The sequence below is a fragment of the Paenarthrobacter sp. 10N417 genome, assembly GCF_056394745.1.
Window position 1 is genome coordinate 219,050 of sequence record NZ_JBFTIL010000007.1, and the last position, 23,041, is coordinate 242,090.

Below are 23,041 nucleotides of genomic sequence, written 5' to 3' on the forward strand. Positions count from 1 at the left end.
CCTGTGGCCATGATGCAGTGCGGCGAGTCTTCAGATCCGCACGAAAACAAGGCCGAAGTGGATCATCGGTTCAGTTCAGCGGCCGGCAATGCCAGGATATGCACAAGCGGCCGATCCAAATGTTCTTTGTCGGTGCGAATCAGTACGGTAGATACATGAGTTATGCGGAGTCTCCGGCGCTGGCCAACCACTTGATGGAAACTGTTCTTCCAGTGCGCCCGGCGTTGGTGGACCGAGGCTCCAGTGAGCGCATGAAGCCTGGCATGGTTGAAGACCTCATCGTCTCCGGCAAGGCCAAGGCCATGGTTATTTCCCAACGCAAGGCGCTGGTGAACAGGGACGGCCTCTGGTTCGGGGACGCTGGCCCGCTGTGGGCGGCCCTCGGCGAGGCAAAAACTGGCGCCCTGACGGCTATCTACTTGGGTACAACCTTGCGGCCTTCTTCCGTGGCCGAGGGTACTCCTGTTTTGCTGTTTACAGTTGCTGAACCGCCCGTTCCGGGGACAGCCCTGATCCCTTCCGATGCGCAGTGGGCAGGGTTCCGGGAAGTTGCCGGACGTCTCGATGCTACTGACACCGCCCTGTTCATCGAAGCCAGCGCCATCTCCAACTGGCACGCAACACATACCCATTGTCCGCAGTGCGGTACCCCGACCGATATTGAAACCGGGGGCTGGGTGCGCCGGTGTCCCAAGGACAACTCTGAGCACTATCCGCGCACAGACCCGGCGATCATCGTTACTGTAGTTGGCCCTGATGGCCGGCTTCTGCTGGGTGGCGGCGGGCCTGCCGACGCCAGGAACTACTCCACCCTCGCTGGATTTGTTGAACCCGGGGAATCGCTTGAGCAGGCTGTTGTCCGCGAAATTGGCGAGGAAGTAGGTGTCCGCGTTACTGCATGCCAGTATCTCGGTTCGCAGTCGTGGCCCTTCCCTGCCTCGCTCATGTTGGGCTTTACGGCAATAACGAACGACGCCGTTGCCCGCCCCGACGGCGTCGAGGTCACCCGAGCGCGGTGGTTCAGCCGGGAAGAGTTGCAGGAGGCCGTGTTGAGTGGCGAGATCACCATCTCCACGCGCTTGTCGATCGCGCGCTCGTTGATTGAGCATTGGTACGGCGGCGTCATCGAAGACCTCCAGCCGTGACAGAAGGAATTTTCGACGTCGGTGGCTCACTCGAGGAGCGAATCCTCAGCGGCCTGGATGATGAGCAACGTGAAGTAGCCAGCACTCTGACAGGCCCCCTGTGCGTACTTGCAGGTGCGGGCACAGGCAAGACCCGCGCCATCACGCACCGCATCGCCTATGGAGTGCACTCGGGAGTGTATTCGCCTCAGAGGCTGCTGGCCGTGACTTTCACCGCCAGGGCGGCGGCCGAAATGCGCAGCAGGCTTCGGGATCTTGGCGTGGCCAATGTCCAGGCACGGACTTTCCACGCTGCGGCCCTGAGGCAATTACAGTTCTTCTGGCCTCAGGCGATCGGCGGCACCCTGCCCAGCCTGCTGGACCACAAGGCGAACATGATCGCGGAGGCCTCACGCAGGCTTCGCCTCAGCACCGATCGCGCGTCCATCAGGGACTTGGCTGCAGAGATTGAGTGGGCAAAAGTCTCTATGCTCACACCTGCGAACTACCTGGAGAATGCACAAGGACGCGGGACTCCGGGTGGTTTCGACCTCACGGCTGTGTCCAGGGTGTTCCAGGCGTACGAGGATATTAAGACTGACCGCAACGTCATTGACTTCGAAGACGTCCTGCTGATTACCGTTGGAATCCTCCAGGAGGATCCCAAAGTGGCAGCGACCGTGAGGGAGCAATACCGCCACTTCGTCGTCGACGAGTACCAGGACGTCTCCCCGCTTCAGCAGCGGCTCCTGGATCTCTGGCTGGGTGGCCGTGACGAATTATGCGTGGTGGGCGATGCCAGCCAGACCATCTACTCCTTTACGGGGGCCTCGCCCAAGCATCTCTTGAATTTCAAGGCACACTATCCAGGTGCCACGGTGGTCAAGCTCATCCGTGACTACAGGTCCACGCCACAGGTCGTTAAGCTGGCCAATGATCTCCTCGGGTCCCGGCGAAGTGGCGGACCGGTTGCCGATGCGGCGTGGGCGCCTCCGCTCAAGCTTGTCGCCCAAAGGCCGGCCGGCCCGGAGCCTCGGTTCATGGAATGTCCGGACGACGAAGCGGAGGCGGCGGTCGTTGCCGGCAGAATCCAGGAGCTACTCAACACGGGAGTCAAGGCGAGCGAGATCGCCATACTTTTCCGCACCAACGGGCAATCCGAAGCATACGAGCAAGCGTTGGCGTCGGCGGCGATCGGTTACCAGCTTCGCGGCGGAGAGAGGTTCTTCGCCCGCAAAGAGGTCCGGGATGCGATCCTGCAGTTGCGGGCTGCAACCAGGGCTGTCGCGGAAGGCCCTCCGGAGCCCTTGGGCCAGATTGTCCGTGACATTGTTGCTTCGCTTGGCTACAGCGAAGCCGCGCCGCACAGCGGGGGAGCCCTTCGCGAGCGTTGGGAATCGCTGGCTGCCTTGGTGGCCTTGGCTGATGAGTTGTCAGTCACCCGCGGAGAGTCTTTCACATTGGCTGAGTTCGTCAACGAGCTCCAGGAACGTTCGGTTGCCCAGCATGCTCCCACGGTTCAAGGTGTGACCCTTGCCTCCCTTCACTCGGCAAAGGGGCTTGAATGGGACGCCGTGTTCCTGGTGGGCCTCAGCGAAGGACTCATGCCTATCTCCTTCGCGGACACTCCGGAGGACGTCGACGAAGAACGCCGGCTGCTCTACGTCGGGATCACCCGTGCGCGTGAGCATCTGAACCTGTCGTGGTCCTCTGCGCGTACTCCGGGTGGCCGTGCCAACCGCAAGCCCTCCCGCTTCCTCGATGGACTCCGGCCGGATTCGGTGGCGTCCGCGAACGCCAGGAGCCGGGCAGGTTCCACGCGCCGCAAAGCTGCGGCACCGGCGTCGTGCAGGGTGTGTGGAAGCATGCTTGCCTCTGGGGCAGAGAGGAAGGTTGGTCGCTGCAACCAATGCCCGCCCACGTACGAGGAACAGACCTTCGACGCCCTGAGGCAGTGGCGGCGCGATGAAGCGCAATCTGCCGACGTTCCCGCTTACGTTGTCTTCACTGATGCCACATTAACGGCAATAGCCGAAGCCCGGCCGGCGTCGCTGGAGGAATTGGCTGGACTGGCGGGGGTAGGGCCGTCCAAACTGGAGCGCTACGGAGAAGCCGTCCTCGCCGTCCTCGCAGAAAGTACCAACCTCTGATGCCGCGTTCAACAGCCGGTCAGCCCGACGTTCAGATGCTCACCGACGACGGCGCTCCGGTAGTCGTCAGGCGCTCAGCCCGGAGGCGGCGGACGGTAGCAGCGTTTTGGGAAGACGGTAATGCCGTTGTCGCGATTCCGGCAAGCTTTACCAAATCGCAGGAGCGCGAGTGGGTGCGGCGCATGCTTGCGAAGCTGCAGAGGCAAGGTGAGCGCCGGGCGGGTAAACCAGATCGGCGCAGGCCTGCTACGGACGAGGCACTTGCTCAGCATGCAGCGCACCTTTCGCGGACCTACCTCGGAGGACGGGCGGTTCCGACGTCGGTCCGCTGGGTGACCAACCAGAACTCACGGTGGGGTTCGGCTACTCCAGCGGATGGAACCATCCGGCTTTCCAACAAGCTTCAGGCAATGCCCCAATGGGTGATCGACTACGTGCTCCTGCACGAGTTGGCGCATTTGCTGGTAGCTGGACACAACGCGCAGTTTTGGCGCTTGCTTGAGGCCTACCCGGAGACACAGCGCGCCAAAGCATTCTTGGAGGGGGTCGCGTTCGCGACTTCCCGTGGGTTGAGCGGTGACGCCAACCAATCCGCCGGAACGGAACCGGACGCGACGGGCTAGAGACGGCAATGCCCGCCATGAAATCCGTGGCGGCCATTGCTGACTTTAGGTGGACGGTGAGTATTAAGTGGACGGTGACTTCGGGTCTTCGCTGCCCGAGTCAGGCCCGGTGTCGTCCTGGGAGCCTTCATCCTGGGAGTCTTCGTCCTCCGATGTGGCTTCAGCGGGCTCATCGTAGCCACCGCTCAAGAGCTTCTGCAGAGCATCGTCAACTTCGGTGTCGCTGGCCTCGGCGAGCCTGCGGCGTTCGGAGAAGCCCTTGGGATCGTCCAGGTCTTCCCCGGTGGGCAGCAGGTCAGGGTGGTGCCAGATTGCATCCCTGCCTGCAATACCGCGTTCTTCTTTCAGTGTCGCCCACAGAGTAGCGGCCTCGCGAAGCCTGCGTGGGCGCAGTTCCAGCCCCACAAGCGAAGAGAAAGCATGTTCGGCGGGACCGCCGGTGGCACGGCGGCGACGGACAGTTTCGCGCAGGGCGGTAGCCGAGGGCAGTACCTTGTCCGTGGCTTCAGCAGTGAGTTCATCTACCCACCCCTCCACGAGGGCAAGCGCCGTTTCGAGCTTCTCAAGAGCGGCGGTCTGCACTGGCGTCCGCTCCGGAGTGAAGACACCCTGGGACAAGGCCTCCTGGATTCCTTCAGGATTGCCGGGATCCAGATCCCGGGCGAGATCCTCGATTCGGGACATGTCAATGTGGATGCCTCGCGCATAGGCTTCAATGGCGCCGAGCAAGTGGCCGCGAAGCCACGGCACCTGCACGAACAACCGGGCGTGGGCTGCCTCGCGGACGGCGAGGAAGAGCCGGACATCATTTTCGGGGAGGCTGAGTCCTTCGCCGAACTTGGCGACGTTGGCGGGGAGCAGAGCCATCTCCAGGTCAGCCAAGGGAACACCAATGTCCGTGGAGCTGACTACCTCGGCCGAGAGTGCGCCAATCGCCTGTCCCAGTTGCATCCCAAAAATGGCGCCGCCCATATTCTGCAGCATGGACGAGGCACCACCCATCATGGACTTCATTTCCTCGGGCATCTGCTGGGTCAGCGCGTTGGACAAGGCATTGGCGATGCTGTTGGCAACTGGCTCAGTCAGCCGCTTCCACGTTCCAAGGGTTGCTTCAACCCATTCCGCGCGGGACCATGCACGGCCGATAAGTCCAGTAGCGGAAAGATCTGTTACCGGATCCAGCCACAGTTCCGCGAGCCGGAGCGCTTCATCGATGTCCCGGGCCTGCTGGGCGTTCACCGAGGGATCGCTCCCGGAAGCCGCAACGCGTCGAGCGTTCTCATGGGCCAGTTGCCAGTTCACGGGACCCTCGGACGTTGAGCTCATCATGGCCTGGACCTGCGCGAACATTTGTTGCAGGAGCTGGGGATCGTTGGGCAGCCCTGCGGCCTTGGCGAGTTCGGCGGGATCGATGTTACCCATGCCCTGGCCGCCCATCAGGTTCTGCAGCATTTCCGCCAGCGGGTCCTTGGGCGTCTCATCGTCATCTGACGGGTTGTTGGGATTGGAAGTCATGGTGCCGCCGATCGTCGAACTGGCTGGTGATCACTTTCACCGTACCGCGCGGTGGGAAGGCTGTCTGCCTGTGCGTGGCGTCGTTCGCTGTAGGCAAAGCATCCACACAACGTCCAACCGCGTAATGTGGATGTTTGGTATGTGCCCGTCGCCGCGGCCAGCGGCAGGAGCCAAAATACCGGTCGCATAGTGCCGGTAAAGAGAGGCCTCAATGCTTACTTCGCCCAGCCCGGAGGGCTCGCTCGACCCGCGTCAAACGCACGACGCCGATTCCTCCCCCGAATCTCCGGAACCTCCCGGCAGCGGCCGTTACATGATCATGGTGGTTTCGGGCCTGTTGGCACTGGGACTTGGGATCGGGGCGGCTGCTTTGCCGGTTCCCTATGTTGTTGAGTCTGCCGGACCGACCTTTAATACGCTGGGGCAGGATGGCGACAAACCGGTCATCAGCATTTCGGGACATGAGTCCTATCCAGCCAAGGGGAACCTGGACCTGACGACTGTGGTGATGGCGGGCGGGCCGAAGACTCCCGCAACTATTTTCGAGGTCTTTCGCGCCTGGTTGGACAAATCGAAAGCCGTTTATCCCGAGGAATTGATCTATCCCAAAGGCACCACAGCGGAGGAGACAGTCCAGCAAGGCGAGATTGCCATGGAGACTTCGCAGGAAAACGCTGTTGCCGCAGCACTGCGGCAATTGGACATCCCTTTTGAACAGAGGCTTAAGGTTGCAGGCCTGTCGGACCCGTCTCCGTCAGCAGGGAAACTTCAGGAAGGAGACCGGCTGACCTCCATTAACGGAAAGCCGATCTCCTCCCTCAGCCTGGTCCAGGCTGAACTGGCAGCCGGAAACGGCGCTCCCGTGGCCGTCGTCGTGGACAGGAACGGTTCTGCCGTCACGGAAACGATAACGCCCACCAAGAATCCCGCTGGCCGCTACGTTCTGGGCATTCTCCTGGGCAGCGACTTCACCTTCCCCTTTGACGTGAAAATTTCCTTGGACAATGTGGGGGGTCCGAGCGCCGGAATGATGTTTGCCCTGGGCATCGTGGACAATCTCACGCCGGGGGACCTCACAGGAGGAAAGCACGTGGCAGGGACTGGAACCATCACGGCTGATGGGGCAGTGGGAGCCATCGGCGGCATTGCACAGAAGATGATCGGAGCGCGTCAGCATGGAGCCACCATGTTCCTGGCTCCGGCGGCGAATTGTGCCGACGTCGTAGGGCATATTCCCGATGGCCTGCAGGTGGTGAAGGTGGAAACGCTGGCCGATGCCACCGCGGCAGTGGAACGACTCGGTTCAGGACAAGACACGGCGGGCCTTCCCACCTGCGCCAACAACTAGACTGACGGTGGAACTTAGCTCCACCGCCACTCGTGGCATATATGACGGACTCCGCCATCGCCCAGGGGCAGAGATCGTCGAACACACGCACACCGACTTTTAACTGACGACCACCAATGAGGTACAGAGTTTGTCCCGTCCCGCCAGCTCCAACCCGCCCGGAAGATCGCCGCTGAGACGAGGTGCCCTGACTCCGACACTCATCGTCGTTGCAGTGGCCGTCGTTGGATTCATTTTCTTCGCCAATGTGTGGACTGACGTCCTCTGGTACCAACAGCTCGGCTTCTTCGAAGTTTATGTCCGCGAGAACCTCGCCCGGATCGTCACCTTCCTGGTCGGTTTCGCCATGATGTTCGCTGCCGTTTACTTTGCCATCAGGATCGCGTACCACGCCCGGCCGGTGTACGCTCCGGATGCTGAGTCACGTGACAACCTCAACCGCTACCAGGCCCAGTTTGAGCCTGTCCGCAGGGTCGTCATGATCGGCCTGCCCATCCTGTTCGGACTCTTTGCCGGAAGCGCCGCCGCCAGCCAGTGGCAGAAGGTCCTCCTCTTCTTCAACCAGGAACCCTTTGGCCAAACAGATCCGTTGTTCAATCTGGACATCAGCTTCTACCTGATGTCGCTTCCGTTCCTTGGCTTTGTTACCGGATTCCTCATCAGCATCGCCGTAGTGGCCGGCATTGCGGGCATCCTCACTCATTACCTGTACGGAAGCATCCGGCTCATGGAGCGTGGTGTCTTCACAAGCCGTGCCGCGCAGATCCACATTGCCGTGACGGGTGCATTCTTCCTGTTGCTTCTTGGCGTGAATTTCTGGCTGGACAGGTACTCAACGGTGCAAAGCTCATCAGGACGGTGGGCGGGTGCACTATACACGGACGTCAATGCCGTTGTACCCACGAAGGCCATCCTGGCGGTTGCCGCCGGCTTGGTTGCCATCCTCTTTATCATCGCTGCGGTTATCGGCCGCTGGCGCTTGCCAGTAATCGGTACAGCGATGCTCATCATCACCGCCATCCTGGCTGGTGGCGTGTACCCATGGGTTATCCAGCAATTCCAGGTGCGTCCCTCGGAGAACACCCTGGAAAGGGAGTACATCGACCGCAACATTAAGATGACCCGGGCAGCCTACGGCCTGGACAAGATTGATGTCTCGGCCTATAACGCCACAACAACTGCTACAAGCGGAGCTTTGGCAAAGGACGCCCAGACCGCGGCCAACATCCGCCTGCTGGACCCGAACCTCATCTCCTCGGCGTTCGCCCAGCTTGAGCAGTACCGTCCGTACTACCAATTCCCCCAGACGCTGAACGTGGACCGCTACACGGTGGACGGAAAAGTACAGGACACCGTCATCGCTGTTCGCGAGCTGAATCCGGATGGCCTGAGCGCAAACCAGCAGACCTGGGTCAACCGGCACATCGTGTACACACACGGCTACGGTGTGGTCGCAGCGAAGGGCAATAAGTTCACGGTTGATGGCAAGCCGGAATTCCTGCAATCGGGCATTCCGTCCAACGGCGTTCTCGGCAATGACACAACGTACGAACCACGCATCTACTTCGGCGAGAACTCTCCCGAATATTCGATCGTTGGCGCTCCGGAAGGTGCCCAGCATCGCGAACAAGACCGCCCAGCGGGACGCGAAGGCGGGGGAGAGACGCAATACACCTTCACCGGCAACGGCGGGCCCGTTGTGGGCAACTGGCTCAACCGGATTCTGTACTCCATCAAATTCCAGTCCTCGGACTTGTTGCTTTCGGATGGTGTGAACGAGAAATCCCAGATTCTCTATGACCGCAATCCCCGCGAACGGGTTGAGAAGCTCGCTCCGTACCTGACCGTGGATGGCAACGCGTATCCGGCCGTCGTCGATGGTCGCGTGAAGTGGATCGTTGACGGTTACACCACCAGCCAGTACTTCCCGTACTCCCAACCCCAGCAGTTGCAGAATGCGACCGTTGATTCGCAGACAAGTGCAGGCCGGACGGTGACGCTGCCTAACAGCTCCGTCAATTACATCCGGAACTCGGTCAAGGCGACTGTTGACGCTTATGACGGTTCGGTCACGCTCTACGCCTGGGATGACCAGGATCCTCTCCTGAAGGCTTGGCAGAAGGTGTTCCCTGCCACTATCAAGCCCTACACGGAGATGTCTGGGGAACTCATGAGCCACGTCCGCTACCCGGAGGACCTTTTCAAGGTCCAACGTGAACTTCTCGGACGCTACCACGTCACCAACCCTGACAACTTCTACCAGAACAACGATGCCTGGAGTGTTCCGAACGACCCCACAGTTTCGGAAGCCGTCAAGCAGCCGCCGTTCTACATGTCTCTGCAGATGCCTGACCAGGACAAGCCTGCGTTCCAACTGACGTCGTCCTTCATTCCGCAAACAGTCAACGGGAACGCAAGGAATATCCTCTATGGCTTCCTGGCGGCGGATTCAGATGCCGGAAATGTCAAGGGGGTTAAAGCGGACAGCTACGGCAAGCTAAGGCTGTTGCAACTTCCAACGGATACCCAGGTCCCTGGCCCAGGCCAGGCGCAGAATAAGTTCAACTCTGATCCCACAGTCTCCCAGGCGCTTAACTTGCTGCGTCAGGGTGCTTCGGATGTTTTGAACGGCAACCTGCTGACCCTGCCCGTGGGTGGCGGACTACTTTATGTTCAGCCCGTCTACCTGAAGTCAACAGGCGAGACGTCTTACCCCACCTTGCAGCGGGTGCTCGTGGCCTTCGGCGACAAGATCGGCTTTGCGGCGACACTGGACGAGGCCCTGGACCAGTTGTTCGGTGGCAACTCCGGTGCCAAGGCAGGCGACTTCCAGAACAATGGCCAGACGCCCGCGACCCCGCCTGGGACCACAACGCCCCCGGCCGGCCCGACTGATGCCAAGGCTGATCTCAAGGCAGCTCTGGACGACGCCAACAAGGCAATCGTGGATGGCCAGGCAGCTCTGGCCAAGGGAGACTTCGCCACCTATGGCCAGCAGCAGACCAGGCTCTCCGAGGCTCTCAAGAGGGCGATCGACGCCGAAACCCGTCTCGGCATAACGCCGGAACCGACAGCGACGCCAAGTGCTACGCCAAGCGCCACACCGTCGCCTTCGCCGAGCAGCTAATGCCCGGTAAATAGTTGACACAGCCTGATTAAGAAGGGCCGTTGACCTCTCCTCCTGGAGGGGCAACGGCCCTTTCGGCTTAAAGGAAACACTTGGGCAGCGGCTTGCTGGAGTCGCGTTGAGCGATATTGGTTTGGGGAGATGCACATCACGTAGTCAGGATTTGGTCTGCCATTCACCTGACGGTAATGTTGTTCTTGCGACGCGGGGTGGAGCAGTTCGGTAGCTCGCTGGGCTCATAACCCAGAGGTCACAGGTTCAAATCCTGTCCCCGCAACTGGAGAAAAGATCCGGATCAGTATTCACTGGTCCGGGTCTTTTGTTTTCCCGTGATGTTTGGGGGCGGCGGCAGATCTTGCGGACTCGACCCAAGGATGCTCCTCCGCAGCTCAAGAGTCGGCACGCATATGCGCCCCTGACAGGCTGACGGGGTGGCGAGTCTCAAGTCCGGGCAGCGGTAGTCACATGCCGCGGCGCCGTGGAATCTGCGTGTCCCCTGCGGCTCCGGACTGTGCCCGGTTATCGGGGTCAAGGGGAGGCTCGCAAGGTCGATTGAGCCGCAGACCTTGGTGACGATTTGCCGGCTAGCACTCAGGGGCGTGATCTGCAGCACCTTCCCCGCACTATGGTCATAAGCACCCTTCCGGGTGCGGTAGAGTTGTTCTTGCGACGCGGGGTGGAGCAGTTCGGTAGCTCGCTGGGCTCATAACCCAGAGGTCACAGGTTCAAATCCTGTCCCCGCAACTGGAGAAAAGGTCCGGATCAGTTTTCACTGATCCGGACCTTTTGTTTTGTGCTGCACCAGGCCCCTGGAAGTCCCGGTGCTAGCATCAAATCCGGAATGGCGGCATGCCGGGAATGGATGGGAAGGCCGGATGGTCAAGGAAGACTACAACCAGGGCCTGGATCGACAGGCCCTGCAAAGGAACAGCCCCGTAGCGGTGTACCAGCAGGTTGCAGACGTACTGACTGATCAAGTCAGCCGGTTGGAACCGGGCGCACGGATCCCGACCGAAGAATCATTGATGGACGAGTACGGGATCAGCCGTACTACCGTCCGCAAGGCGGTAGAAACCCTCGTTGTGAAGGGGCTGCTTGTTCGCCGGCAGGGCAAGGGAACTTTCGTCATGGCCCAGCGTCCGGTCCGAATGCTGAACCGCTTGGCGCCCTTCATGGAGACGTTCACAGCAGCAGGAATGAAGACTGTCAAAGGCCTGATTGAATACAAATGGATGGAGAAGGACAGGTCGGTGCCAGCCAAGCTGGTGTCCGATGACAATCTTGTCCTCGTAATCCGTCGTTCCTACTCAAGTGGCGGTTGGCCCTATGCCATTGCGGAAATCTTCATTCCCTCACACATTGGCCGTCACATCAGCCTCGCGGACGCCGAGCGCAATTCCATCTACCAGGTCATCCAGGACAGGACGTCCAAGCCCCTTCAGCGTGCTGAAATCACCGTCACGATGCACGCCCCGCCGGAGCACCTCGCCGATGCACTGAATGTCCGCGAATTTCCCATGGTCCCGCGATTGGAAAGGACGACACTGGGAGCACACGGTGAAGTCCTTGAATGCACTGTGACCTATTTCCACCCAAAGGGTTTCGAAATTCGTGCAGAAGTGGCCACGGATGTCAGTCCCAGCCAGGATCCGTTGGAGCCCTCCTCGCTTTAGGCGGGGTTGCCCTCAGAGAACAAGATGGCCGGATCCCCAAGTGGGATCCGGCCATTCCTCATGGTCCAGCTAACATCGGTCCAGCCAACAGCCGTCCAGCCAACATCAGTTCAGGCAATACCACAGGGCCGCCAAGCCCTCACCTTGTCAGAGCTTGTCGAAGTCGGTTTCGTCGATGGTTGCACTGCTGGATGCAGGGGCACCGGCACCGATGGCAGGCTTGCTGCCGCCGGACTTGAGGGCCGCAAGACGCGCCTCAATTTCGGTCTGCTCCCCAAGGTCTTCCAGCTGGTTGAACTGGGCGTCCAAGCTGGATGCAGCAAGCTCCTGCTGGCCCAGGACCTTGGCCTCCTCGCGGCGAATTTTCTCTTCGAAGCGGCCAACCTCACTGGTGGGGTCCATGATGTCGATGCTCTTCAGGGCATCGTGCACCTGCGACTGCGCAGCAGCTGTCTTGGAACGGGCCACGAGTTCATTACGCTTGGCCGTGAGTTGGTTGAGCTTGTTCTTCATTTGGTCAAGCCCGCTCTTGAGCTTGTCCACAACCTCGGTCTGGGACGCGATGCTGGGCTCGGCGGCCCGTGCTTCTGACTCTGCCGTCATTTGGCGCTGGATGGCAACCTTGGCCAGGTTGTCGAATTTCGTGGCATCCTCGGTATCACCGGCAGCACGGTATTCGTCGGCCTTGCGTGAGGCGGCAAGGGCTTTGTTGCCCCAGTCCTGGGCGTTCTTGACGTCTTCGTTGTAGTCGGCCTGCAACATGCGGAGGTTCCCGATGGTCTGAGCCACTGCCGACTCGGCCTCAGCAATGTTGTTCGTGTAGTCGCGGACCATCTGGTCCAGCATCTTCTGCGGGTCCTCAGCCTGGTCCAGCAAAGCGTTGATGTTTGCTTTGGCGAGCTGCGAGATCCGACCGAAAATGGACTGCTTAACCATGGTGTTGCCTTTCGTCCTGCTCAGTGGAAGCCACTGAAATCAGTGATCAGTTGTTGTACCGCTCCTAGACGGGGCATCGACCCCATCTAAACTGTGGGGCTAAAAACTTCCAGAGTCGCCGCCGCCGAAGTCTCCCCCTCCACCGCCGCCCCAGTCGCCGCCGCCGGAGTCGCCGCCGAAGAATCCGCCGCCGCCACCGCCGTCGCTGTTACCGCCGCCCCAACCGCCGCCACCGCTGTTGAAGATGGAGTTGATGAGGATGCCGCCGAGGATTGCGCCTCCAAGACCACCGCCTCCGCCGCCACCCCCGAACATGCCGCCGCGGCCGTAGCCTTGGTCGGCATAGCCGAAGTGGTCGACGTCGGCCTGCGCCAGCTGCGCTGCCTGCGCAGCGAGTGAGTGTGCCTGCTGGGCGTAGGTCAGAGCCGTGACCGGGTCATTGCGCGAGATCGACAAAGCGTAGTCGAGATTGCGCTGGGCCTCGGCGAGCCGGGTGCGGGCCTCTGTCCCAACGCCGCCTCGACGGGCCGTGATGTAATCCGAGGTCGCACTGATCTGGGCCTGTGCCGCCATGATGGTTTGCTGCAAGGACGCTTGTGCACGGCGGGCCTGTTCCTGCTGGTCCCGGATGCCGGACAATGACTGATCAAGCGCCTGGTGCGCTGTTTCTACGCGGGTCAACGTAGCAATGGGGTCGATCTTGCCACCTTGGATTTCAGCCTTGACCTGGCCCAGGGCCGCTTCCACACCAGCCACAGGGCCGGCGAGTTCAGGATGTTCACCCGACTGGATCATGGCCCTGGCCTGCGCGAGGTCCTGGCTGGTCTCCGCAACGGCGCTTTCCAAGGAGGCGCGTGCCTCGTCAAGGCTGCCTGCCGTCTTGGAAATAGCGTCGATCAGGACGTTCGTCTGATGCAGGCTTTCTTCGGCAGCGCGAACCGCTACGGCAGCCAGGCTGTTTTCGCCGGCAGCCAGTTTTTCCTGTGCGGTGGTGGCAGCGTTCTGTACGAACGCAAGGCGTTCCTTGGCCTGCAGGATGTTGTCTGAGACCTGCGTCAACGCAGATTCGGCGTACTTACTGCGAAGGCCCTCAAGGGATTGCTCTGCGGTGGCGATCCTGGAGTCGGCCTCCCGGGCACCTGCCGTGATAGTGGCCAACGCCTGCGGGGCCTTCTTCTCGAGTTCACGAAGGGAGTCGAAGTCTGCTTTCTGGTCGCGCAGTGACGCGAGGGCTGCCTCTGAACGGCGAATAATCTCTCCGAGCCACGTCCGTTGTTGTTCCTCTGTGTCCGGGATATGATCGTCCAGCTGCTGTTGCAACTTGAACGATTCAGTCATGTGGGCTTTGGCTTCCTGCAGGGCTTTGGTGAAGTTGCCGATCGCCGAATCACCGTACTGGGCCTGTGCGAACCCAAGCTCCTGTTCGCTGGACTTGATGGCGTCATCAGCTTCGATCAGCAACGAGCCGCTCTTCTGACGCAGCTCCGGAATGCTGAGGGCTGCCAATGGGTCAAGCTCGTCTCCTTGGGGACCATAGCTCGCACTGGATGCCTGGCCCACCTTCTTGCGGCGATTTCGCAGGTAGAGATAGGTGGCCGCACCGCCTGCTGCAACAACGCCAACCCCTACGAGGACCCCGACACCGCCGTTGCCGCTTGGCACGGTACCGCTTCCACCGCCGGCCGCGTCTCCAATAGCTGCGGCTGTGTCAATTGCTGCCTGGGCATAGTCCTTCTTACCGCCCGCCAGGTTGGCTACAACGGCGTTCTGCGCGATGGTGGACTGCTTGGAGTAAATGGAACTGCCGGAGTTCAGGGCGAAGTTGTATTGACCAGCGGTGGAGATTGCCAGAATTGCGTCGGCCTTGCCCATACCCTTCTTGGTGGCTACAGCTTTAACCCATTCCGCAGGCGAAGAAGGGTTCTCGAAGGAGTTCACCGTGACCACGTACAGGTTGTATTTGTGGTCCTTGAGCGTCTTCTGGATGGCTTCCTGGACTTCACCCTTGCGGCTGCCCAGGACATTGGCATCATCCACGATGTTTTGGCCGGACGGTATAATGACCGGATCTGCAGCCCAGGCGGCGCCGGCCGGGAGGGCCAACATTCCAGCCACGCCAATCACGGCGAGTACACGTTTCACTATTGACCGCATGTGCAACCCTTCAGCACGTCTGCGACTGGAACAAGGCGAACCAATCGTCACAGAATGCTCAGCGCCCCCACGCATGGTTTGTAAAGCCGCAGGTCGCTGTGGCAATTCCACTTGATTCTATGGTGCACCCCATACCCCGTCCACAGCCTTGAATATGCCACCAGCGAAACACGGGAGAAACGCGCCATGCCTGGGCGTTGAGGCTCTGTGTGTCTGCCGTGTTGGCCCTTCACGCTGGCTCTGTTGCAGCATGGCGATTGGCTTTCAGGAAGCTCCCAGCGAACGTCCGATTTTGTTCCAGTAAAAAGGGCCATAGTTATGGAAGACAAGGATGAAAGGAAGACCCATGACGGAGAACCCAGCGCAGGGCAACGCACCAGAGAACCGTGATCCGTCCGAGCCGCGGGATCCCGCTGCGAGGCCTGACTCCGCTGCCACCCACCAGCAGCCACAGCAGCCGACACAGCAGCACGCACAGCAGCCTGGTTGGAACTCCGGGCAGGGAACCGGTACCCATGCAACGACTCCGCTGCCGGCCTTTCAGCCGCCTGCCCAATCGGCACCTCACACCAACGTAAACCAAGGCCCGCATGCCAACACCCAGCCGCAGTACTACGGCGGTCCGCAGCACCAGGACCCGGGGCACCGTCCCAACTACCCGCAGCACCAGCCGTTCTATGGCGGAGGCACCAATCCTGGGAACCCGAACCTCCACAGCGCTCCGGGTCAGCAGTCCTCCGTCGGCACCAAGCGCAAGCCGGCATTCGGTATTGGAACGCTCATTGCCAGCATTCTTGCCGCTGGCCTGGTAGGTGGCGGTGTGGTGGCAGGCAGCACCGCGCTTTTGGACAACCCGGCACCGGCGGCATCAAGTGGTGGCCAGTCGAGCACGGTAATTGTGAATAACAAGGACGACGTCAACGTCATCACGGCAGCAGCAGCCAAAGCGTCGCCGAGTGTGGTCACCATCAAGGCAACGAGTGGAAACGAGGGCGGAACGGGCTCCGGCATCATTATCGATGACCAAGGCCACATCCTGACCAACACCCACGTCGTCACGCTGGATGGCGCAACATCCAATGCTGCCATCGAGGTCCGTACCAGTGACGGAAAGGTTCTCAAGGCCAAGGTTGTTGGAACTGATCCTCTCTCGGACCTGGCAGTTATCAAGGTGGACGATACTTCTGGTTTGGTGCCGGCTACGCTCGGGGATTCCTCGAAAATCAACGTGGGCGACACCGCCGTCGCGATTGGTTCGCCCCTTGGCCTGACGGGCACGGTGACGGACGGTATCGTCTCCACACTCAACCGCACCATCAGCGTCGCTTCCTCGGCTGCCCCGAAGGAAGGTACTGACAACTCCCAGGGCGGTGACCAGGGCTTCCAGTTTGCACCTCCAGGTGGCGGTCAGAGCCAGCCCAGTGCCAATGAGGGTTCGATTTCGATCAACGTCATCCAGACTGACGCAGCTATCAACCCGGGCAATTCCGGTGGCGCGCTGGTAAACAGCAAGGGCGAGATCATCGGCGTCAACGTTGCTATTGCTTCCGCTGGAAGTGGCACCGCGGATTCCTCCACTGGAAACATCGGCGTTGGCTTCAGCATCCCGATCAACCACGCCAAGCGCGTTGCACAGGAAATCATCGATACCGGTAAGGCTAGCCATGGCCAGTTTGGTGTCTCTGTACGATCGAAGTCGTCCACGGGCAGCGACTCCGGATTCTCTGTTGGCGCAGAGGTTGCTTCGGTGACCACGGGTTCGGCCGCGGCGAAGGCGGGCATCAAGGTTGGCGACGTCGTCACCAAGTTCGGCGACTACCAGGTGACTGACCCCAACCAGTTGACCGCGGCCGTCCGCGAACAGGCCGCCGGCGCGAAGGTGAAGGTAACTATCCAGCGCAACGGCCAGTCGCAGGAAGTAGAAGTTACTTTGGACGCCGCACAGCAATAACAACCCGAAGAGCACTAACAAACCCCAACAGCAGGAAACTGCTGGCACAGCGGACGACGGCGGGCGGCACCTCAGTGGTGTGGCCCGCCGTCGGCGTGTCCACGGCCCTTTGGCCCTTGCTGATGAAACAGGCGTTAATGCGCGCAGTGGATTTCTGCGGGCAATATGCTTAGCTAGGGGAAGCCCACGCGCTGGGCAATTCACGGCCACGCTCCTGCGGTTGGCCGTCCACAAGCATGGAAGGCTGCTTCGAAGACAGTGGAAGAGACATTGAAGATTGTCGTTCTGGTCAAGCACGTCCCGGACGCGCAGTTCGACCGGCACATCACCGGACCCGGCAACACAACTGACCGCGATGAGAGCATCTTGTCCGAACTTGACGAGTACGCGCTTGAGGCAGCACTGCAGCTGGCCGAAGAGCGTGGCGGGGCCAAAGCCGGCAACGAGGTCATTGCCCTCAGCATGGGGCCCTCCGGTGCAGTAAACGCAGTCAAGAAGTCGTTGCAGATTGGCGCCTACTCCGGGGTCCACCTCAGCGATGACGCGCTGGCCGGTTCGGACGCCGCCGCGACATCATTGGCGCTTGCGGCCACCATCCGCCATCTCTCCGCCGATGGACGCCCGGTGGACCTGGTCCTGACCGGCATGGCTTCCACGGACGGCGAGACCTCACTCATCCCGGCTCAGCTCGCGGAGCGGTTGTCGCTCCCGCAGCTCACGTTTGCTTCCACCCTCGAGGTTAACGGCGGCACCGTGGTGGCACGCCGGGATGCCGGCTCCCACTCGGAGACCGTTGAAGCGCAGCTTCCTGCACTCGTCTCGGTGACAGACCAGATCAACGAACCCAGGTACCCCAATTTCAAGGGAATCCTGGCAGCCAAGAAGAAGAAGATTGCCTCGTTGTCGCTTGCCGATATCGGCGTCGATCCTTCCGAGGTAGGCCAGTCAGGCTCGTGGACGGTTGTGGAGTCTGCAGCTGCCCGCCCGCCCAGAACCGCAGGGACGATCATCACCGACGAGGGCGACGCCGGCATCAAGCTCGTCGACTTCCTGGCCGCACAGAAGCTGCTCTAAAGGACTCCAATCATGGCAAATGCACTTGTTTTCATTGACAACCCCGGAGCTGCGCTCAAGAAGAGCAGCTTGGAGCTCCTGACCCTTGCGCGGAAGCTGGGGGAGACCGCCGTCGCGTTCAACGGTGAATTGACCGACGACGTCGCGGCCACCTTGGGTGCTTATGGCGTGGCGACGATCTACCAGCCCTCTGTGGCGGATCTGGACGACTACCTGGTTGCGCCGAAGGCCGCGTACCTCGCGGCTGCAGTGGCGGCTTCAGGCGTCACCGCTGTCCTGATCGAAAACTCGCCCGAGGGCAAAGAGATCGCGGGACGACTCGGCATTAAGCTCAACGCCGGAGTCATCACGGACGTCGTTGGTCTGGAGGCGGACGGCACTGCCCACAAGTCGGTCCTCGCGGGTTCGTACAACACCACGGCGAAGGCCACCACTCCGGTGGCAGTCTTTTCCGTAAAAGCGAACATCGTGGAACCGGAGCCAGCGGGCGCAGCGACAGCTCCCGCGACAGCCAAGGTTGAGGTCCCTTCAGATGCTGCAGCAAATGCGGCCCGGATCTCCTCCCGCACGGAGAAGCCCGCCAGTGGCCGGCCCGACCTCAGCGAGGCCCGGATCGTTGTGGCCGGGGGGCGGGGCGTCGATGGCGACTTTGGCCCGTTGGAAGAACTCGCCGATGCCCTTGGTGCCGCGGTTGGTGCTTCGCGGGCAGCAACCGATGCAGGGTGGATTGGCCACGACGCGCAAGTGGGCCAAACCGGTGTGACTGTCTCTCCGCAGCTGTACATTTCGGCAGGCATCTCAGGAGCAATCCAGCAAAAGGCAGGAATGCAGACGTCCAAGGTCATTGTGGCCATCAACAAGGATGCAGAGTCTCCTGTTTTTGAGATCGCGGACTTCGGCATCATCGGCGATCTGTTCAAAGTTGTGCCGCAGGCAACAGCTGAGATCAAAAAGCGGAAAGGCTGATCCCTTTGACTTCTGGCGTTTCGTCAGCAAAGAGCCCGTTCAACGCCTCCACGGAGCGTGTTGAGCGGGTGCTTTGTTTTACTGCCCATCCTGACGACATCGACTTCGGAGCTGCAGGAACCATAGCTGCCTGGACTGCTGCCGGCGTACAGGTCACCTACTGCATCATGACTGACGGCGACGCCGGCGGGTTTGATCCCGTTGACCGGGAACGCATTATCGAACTCCGTGCCATAGAACAGCAACGCGCGGCAGAGTTGGTGGGAGTCAACGACATCCGCTACTTGCACGAACACGATGGCTACCTTGAGCCGACACACAACGTCATCAAGCAGGTTGTGAAGCTGATCCGGGAAATCCGCCCGGACATCGTGTTGACCATGCACCCGGAACGGAACTGGGACCGCCTCCAGAAGAGCCACCCCGACCACCTCGCAGCAGGGGAAGCTGTGACCAGGGCGGTTTATCCTGCCGTGGAGAATCCCTTTGCCTATCCTGAATTGGCCGAGGCCGGACTGACGGCCTACAAGCTGCCCTGGCTATGGTTTATCTCAAGTCCAGAGGACCGTGAGAACCATTTCGTGGACGTCACCAAGCATGTTGATGCCAAGCTCGATGCGATCCGCATCCACGCGAGCCAGCACCCGGACATCGAGGGGATGGAGCGTGTGGTCCGTGGCATGTTGATGGCCAACGGTGCGCGTGCAGGGCTCCCTGCCGGCGCAAGTGCTGAGAGTTTCCACGTGGTGTCCGTAAACGGATCCAGTACTATCGCCGGCTTCTGACATTGCCGATATGTAACCCGTGTCATATGCTGGACCTCGGTTAAATCATATTTATTCGAGGAAGGCAGACTTTGATGGCGAAGACTGCACAGCAACCCGTACTGGTGATTATGGGAGTCTCCGGTTCGGGCAAGTCGACTGTAGCCGGCGTACTCGCCGGAAAGCTTGGATGGGATCTCGCCGAAGGCGACGATCTCCATCCGGAAGCCAATGTGGCCAAGATGCACGCGGGCCAGGCCCTCAGCGATGAGGACCGATGGCCTTGGCTTGGCATCATTGCCCAGTGGATCCGTGAGCACACAGATGCCGGTACGCCGGCCATCATCACGTGCTCGGCGTTGAAGAAGAAGTACCGCGACGTACTCAGGGGCGAAGGGGTTGTTTTCGTTTTCCTGCAAGGGAGCAAAGACAAGATCTCGGACCGGCTGGCGTCAAGGCACGGCCACTTCATGCCGCCGTCGCTCCTGGAGTCCCAGTTCGAAGCACTTGAGGAACCCACAGAAGACGAGAACTACATCTCGCTGTGTGTTTCCGCCTCGCCCGCTGAGGAGGCGGACGAAATCATCGAACGGCTCGGCTTGCGTCCCCTGGGCGCCGGTTCCGAAGCGGCAGCGTCATGATCGCGCTGGAAACGGCCACACAGGTGCAGGAGTGGTCCGCGCACGACACCCAGCTTCTTGTGGTGGCAGCGTTGGGTATTGCGCTGATTGTGGTCCTGATCGCCAAGCTGAAATTCCACCCATTCCTGGCGCTGGTGCTGGGCTCGGCGTTTGTCGGCCTCGCCTCAGGCGTGGAACTGGGCAAGGTCATTACCAACTTCGAGGACGGAGTTGGCGGCGTCCTCAAGGAAGTTGGCCTCCTGATTGCCTTGGGCGCAATGCTTGGCAAGTTGCTCGCGGACTCCGGCGGAGCCAATCGGGTAGTGGATACGTTGTTGGCCAAGGCCACCGGCAACAAGATTGTCTGGATGATCACGCTTGTGGCAGTGATCATTGGCCTGCCGATGTTCTTCGAAATCGGTCTTGTGCTCCTGCTTCCCGTGATTGTCCTTGTGACGCAGAGATCCGGGATGAAGCTCATGCGCATCGCGATACCGGCTTTGGCGGGCCTTTCAGTGCTCCATGGCCTGGTGCCCCCGCACCCGGGACCCCTGATTGCCATCAGCGCCGTAAAAGCTGAATTGGGAACAACGCTGGGCCTGGGCATCCTCGTGGCCATTCCCACGGTCATCATTTGTGGACCGCTTTTCTCCCGCCTGGCTGCACGTTGGGTTCCGGTAAACGCTCCCGCCGTGGCGGGTGGCATCGACACCAAGCACCGCGCCGATCTTAGCGACGTCAAGCGCCAGCCCTCGTTCCTGGTGACGCTGCTGACCATCATTTTCCCGGTAGTCCTCATGCTGTTAAAGGCTTTGGGAGACATTATCTGGCCGGACGCGGCCACTGCTCCGATGATCAGGATCTTCTTCGATTTCGTGGGCCAGCCCCTGGTCGCCATGACCTTGGCGGTACTTGCTGCCACTGTGAGCTTCGGCTACGCAGTGGGATTCACTGGCAGCAAGATCACTGCCAAGCTGGGCGACAGCCTTGGCCCCATCGCAGCGATTCTTCTGATAGTTGGAGCCGGCGGTGGTTTCAAGCAGACACTGATTGGTGCTGGAGTGGGCGACGCCGTCAAGAAGTGGGCGGAAGGTGCCAACATGTCCGTCCTTGTGCTCGGCTTTATTGTGGCGGTGGCACTCCGCCTCGCCACGGGCTCCGCCACTGTAGCTACCGTGACTGCTGCGGGCATTGTCGCGCCCCTGGCCAGCAGTTTGACCCCGACCCACGCGGCACTGCTCGCCTTGGCAATCGGTGCAGGCTCGCTGTTCCTCTCGCACGTGAATGATGCTGGTTTCTGGCTGGTCAAGGAGCTCTTCGGCCTGACAGTCGGTCAGACCTTCAAGACCTGGTCCGTGATGGAGACCTTGATCTCCCTGGTTGGCTTCGGCTTCGTGATGCTGTTGTCGCTCGTATTGTAGCTGCCGGTCAACTGCAGGCAAGAACGACGGCGGCCGCCCCACCTACCTCACGGAAGGTGCGCGGCCGCCGTCGGGCCTTAAAGCGATGACGCCGTCTGGCCGACGTCAGGCGCTCAGCGGAACCACCAACACAGGGGGCTGCGTTGGTGAGCTTGATCCGCCAGCGGGCTCCACCGTTATGGCTACTGAGGAAGCTGTGGACAATCCCTTCACCACCGCCGGCTTGGACAACGTCTCGGCGTCCATAGTGCCCTGCGGCACGGGGGCAGATCCATCCTTCGGCAACGTCCACAACTGGTAGACCTTACCGTCGGGTGCCGGGGCAACGCCGTCCATCAACACCACAAAGGAGTCCTTGGCGGAGGAAGCTGAAATGGTAGCCGTGCCGCCTCCGGGAACCTGGGCCGTTTTCTTCTGGACGTCCTGGGCCTGCAGGACCTGGTTCACGGGATCGTTTTGGCCGGCCATGTACGCGCCTACACCCACGCCACCGACGGCGATGACGGCAGCGGCCGCTGCGCCCACCAGCCAGGCGCGTCCGCGCCCGAGGCGGCTGCGTTCTCCTCGCTTGGTCCGGGCGAGTGCCAGTTCGTCGAGGACTGGCTCCGGCTTTGGATCACTGCCGGGCCCTGCGGGGGAATCTGCGGATTCCCGGTTGATCCGGTCCATAATGTTGGCGAAGACGGCAGGGGGCGGCTCTTCCTCAGGGGCGAAACCTGCCACCAGGGTCTCGCGGGCCTGCCTGACCCGCTCCTGGAACGCTGGACCTTCCGGGGCATCCTTGACGTAATCGTCAATCAGGGCCCGTTCGGATTCAGAGACCGCGTCCAAGGCATAGATTTCCGCGAGTTCGAGGACCCGACCCTCGGCCAAGTCGGTTGCGATGTCATTGGCGAACATTCTGCGGACAAATCCTCCACCGTTGTTTTCGCTCATTTCAGCCCACCCCCAAGCAGGTCTTCAAGCGCAGGAGTCCATCGCGGATGCGGGACTTGATGGTAGGGACCGCGGCACCAAGATGCTCCGCAACTTCCCTGTAAGTGAGCCCACCGTAATAGGCCAGGCGGACCGATTCCCGCTGTGTGTCCGTCAAGGTGCCAAGGCACCGGCTGACGGCCTCGGCCTCAAAGTTCGTCTCGGCTTCCTCGGATACGACGTCGCGATCAAGGTCCTGGCTCGCTGCGCCGTATCGGGCTTCGCGGTCTGTGGCTGCCTGCACGGCACGAACGCGGTCAATGGCACGGCGATGCGCGATGGTCATCAGCCAGGCCATGGGGCTGCCGGATGCGCGATCGAACCTGGCGGCGCCCTGCCAGACCTGGACGAAGACTTCCTGGGTGGCGTCTTCGCTCAGCTCGGAGTCAATCAGGACGCGCCTGGCCATGCCAAAGACTCGTCTGGAGGTTAGCCGATAAAACTCAGCGAAGGCGTCCTGATCGCCCGCAGCAATCAATTCAAGCAGGTCAGTGAGCTGCGAGTTCAGGTCTGTCGCCGTGCCAGAAGTCTCGACGACCGGGGGGCCAGGATTGTTGGGGATGTCCATCACTGTCCAGCATAAGTCGTGCGGTTTGAAACCCGCAGCACGAGGGCCCGGC

General features: G+C 61.0%; 17 protein-coding genes and 2 tRNA genes. 14 read left to right on the top strand and 5 right to left on the bottom strand.

Annotated features, from left to right (window positions below):
* Positions 1 to 155 precede the first annotated feature (155 nt).
* Genes nudC through AC1DCM_RS11045 form a run of 3 tightly spaced genes read left to right on the top strand, consistent with a single transcriptional unit; the run spans position 156 to position 3,897 of the window.
* Positions 156 to 1,145: an NAD(+) diphosphatase gene (nudC, locus tag AC1DCM_RS11035; protein ID WP_477518258.1), complete on the top strand. Its 990-nt coding sequence runs from the start codon at positions 156 to 158 to the stop codon at positions 1,143 to 1,145.
* Complete coding sequence (locus AC1DCM_RS11040) at positions 1,142 to 3,274, top strand: ATP-dependent DNA helicase UvrD2 (protein ID WP_477518259.1); 2,133 nt, start codon at positions 1,142 to 1,144, stop codon at positions 3,272 to 3,274. Before nudC ends, AC1DCM_RS11040 begins: the two co-directional genes overlap by 4 nt.
* Positions 3,274 to 3,897 (top strand): M48 metallopeptidase family protein, encoded by a 624-nt coding sequence (locus AC1DCM_RS11045; RefSeq protein ID WP_477518260.1) that lies wholly within the window; start codon positions 3,274 to 3,276, stop codon positions 3,895 to 3,897. The genes AC1DCM_RS11040 and AC1DCM_RS11045 overlap by 1 nt, the downstream gene beginning before the upstream one ends.
* A gap of 63 nt (positions 3,898 to 3,960) precedes the next feature.
* Here the strand turns inward: AC1DCM_RS11045 and AC1DCM_RS11050 are convergent, their stop codons facing one another.
* On the bottom strand, positions 3,961 to 5,412 hold the full coding sequence (locus tag AC1DCM_RS11050; RefSeq protein ID WP_442003736.1) for a zinc-dependent metalloprotease: 1,452 nt from the start codon (positions 5,410 to 5,412) through the stop codon (positions 3,961 to 3,963).
* A 211-nt stretch (positions 5,413 to 5,623) separates the two neighbouring features.
* On the opposite strand from AC1DCM_RS11050, the gene AC1DCM_RS11055 reads away from it, so the two are divergent.
* The 5 genes from AC1DCM_RS11055 (at position 5,624) to AC1DCM_RS11075 (ending at position 11,560) form a co-directional block, all read left to right on the top strand.
* On the top strand, positions 5,624 to 6,760 hold the full coding sequence (locus tag AC1DCM_RS11055) for a YlbL family protein (protein ID WP_442003737.1): 1,137 nt from the start codon (positions 5,624 to 5,626) through the stop codon (positions 6,758 to 6,760).
* A 130-nt stretch (positions 6,761 to 6,890) separates the two neighbouring features.
* Entirely contained in the window at positions 6,891 to 9,887 is a 2,997-nt protein-coding gene (locus AC1DCM_RS11060) for a UPF0182 family membrane protein (protein ID WP_477518261.1), read from the top strand.
* A 203-nt stretch (positions 9,888 to 10,090) separates the two neighbouring features.
* Positions 10,091 to 10,164 (top strand) — tRNA-Met (locus AC1DCM_RS11065).
* A gap of 393 nt (positions 10,165 to 10,557) precedes the next feature.
* Positions 10,558 to 10,631, top strand: a tRNA-Met gene (locus AC1DCM_RS11070).
* A gap of 131 nt (positions 10,632 to 10,762) precedes the next feature.
* Positions 10,763 to 11,560 (top strand): GntR family transcriptional regulator, encoded by a 798-nt coding sequence (locus AC1DCM_RS11075; protein WP_477518262.1) that lies wholly within the window; start codon positions 10,763 to 10,765, stop codon positions 11,558 to 11,560.
* Positions 11,561 to 11,707: 147 nt separating this feature from the next.
* Here the strand turns inward: AC1DCM_RS11075 and AC1DCM_RS11080 are convergent, their stop codons facing one another.
* Positions 11,708 to 12,496: a PspA/IM30 family protein gene (locus AC1DCM_RS11080; RefSeq protein ID WP_442003740.1), complete on the bottom strand. Its 789-nt coding sequence runs from the start codon at positions 12,494 to 12,496 to the stop codon at positions 11,708 to 11,710.
* A gap of 99 nt (positions 12,497 to 12,595) precedes the next feature.
* On the bottom strand, positions 12,596 to 14,650 hold the full coding sequence (locus tag AC1DCM_RS11085; protein WP_477518263.1) for a TPM domain-containing protein: 2,055 nt from the start codon (positions 14,648 to 14,650) through the stop codon (positions 12,596 to 12,598).
* A gap of 346 nt (positions 14,651 to 14,996) precedes the next feature.
* On the opposite strand from AC1DCM_RS11085, the gene AC1DCM_RS11090 reads away from it, so the two are divergent.
* The 6 genes from AC1DCM_RS11090 (at position 14,997) to AC1DCM_RS11115 (ending at position 21,446) form a co-directional block, all read left to right on the top strand.
* The gene (locus AC1DCM_RS11090; protein ID WP_477518264.1) at positions 14,997 to 16,601 is read left to right on the top strand and encodes a S1C family serine protease; all 1,605 of its coding nucleotides are present in this window, start codon (positions 14,997 to 14,999) and stop codon (positions 16,599 to 16,601) included.
* Positions 16,602 to 16,871: 270 nt separating this feature from the next.
* A complete protein-coding gene (locus tag AC1DCM_RS11095; protein ID WP_442003743.1) occupies positions 16,872 to 17,675 on the top strand; it encodes an electron transfer flavoprotein subunit beta/FixA family protein in 804 nt (267 codons plus the stop codon).
* Positions 17,676 to 17,687: 12 nt separating this feature from the next.
* Complete coding sequence (locus AC1DCM_RS11100; protein WP_477518265.1) at positions 17,688 to 18,641, top strand: electron transfer flavoprotein subunit alpha/FixB family protein; 954 nt, start codon at positions 17,688 to 17,690, stop codon at positions 18,639 to 18,641.
* 5 nt (positions 18,642 to 18,646) lie between these two features.
* The gene (locus tag AC1DCM_RS11105) at positions 18,647 to 19,426 is read left to right on the top strand and encodes a PIG-L deacetylase family protein (protein WP_442003745.1); all 780 of its coding nucleotides are present in this window, start codon (positions 18,647 to 18,649) and stop codon (positions 19,424 to 19,426) included.
* Between the two features lie 74 nt (positions 19,427 to 19,500).
* Positions 19,501 to 20,046: a gluconokinase gene (locus AC1DCM_RS11110; RefSeq protein ID WP_442003746.1), complete on the top strand. Its 546-nt coding sequence runs from the start codon at positions 19,501 to 19,503 to the stop codon at positions 20,044 to 20,046.
* Complete coding sequence (locus tag AC1DCM_RS11115; protein WP_442017678.1) at positions 20,043 to 21,446, top strand: GntT/GntP/DsdX family permease; 1,404 nt, start codon at positions 20,043 to 20,045, stop codon at positions 21,444 to 21,446. The genes AC1DCM_RS11110 and AC1DCM_RS11115 overlap by 4 nt, the downstream gene beginning before the upstream one ends.
* 105 nt (positions 21,447 to 21,551) lie before the next feature.
* On the opposite strand, the gene AC1DCM_RS11120 is transcribed toward AC1DCM_RS11115, so the two are convergent.
* Positions 21,552 to 22,382, bottom strand: coding sequence for an anti-sigma factor (locus AC1DCM_RS11120; protein ID WP_477518266.1), 831 nt, complete (start codon positions 22,380 to 22,382; stop codon positions 21,552 to 21,554).
* A 1-nt stretch (position 22,383) separates the two neighbouring features.
* Positions 22,384 to 22,989 (bottom strand): ECF RNA polymerase sigma factor SigK, encoded by a 606-nt coding sequence (sigK, locus tag AC1DCM_RS11125; protein ID WP_477518362.1) that lies wholly within the window; start codon positions 22,987 to 22,989, stop codon positions 22,384 to 22,386.
* Positions 22,990 to 23,041: the final 52 nt, after the last annotated feature.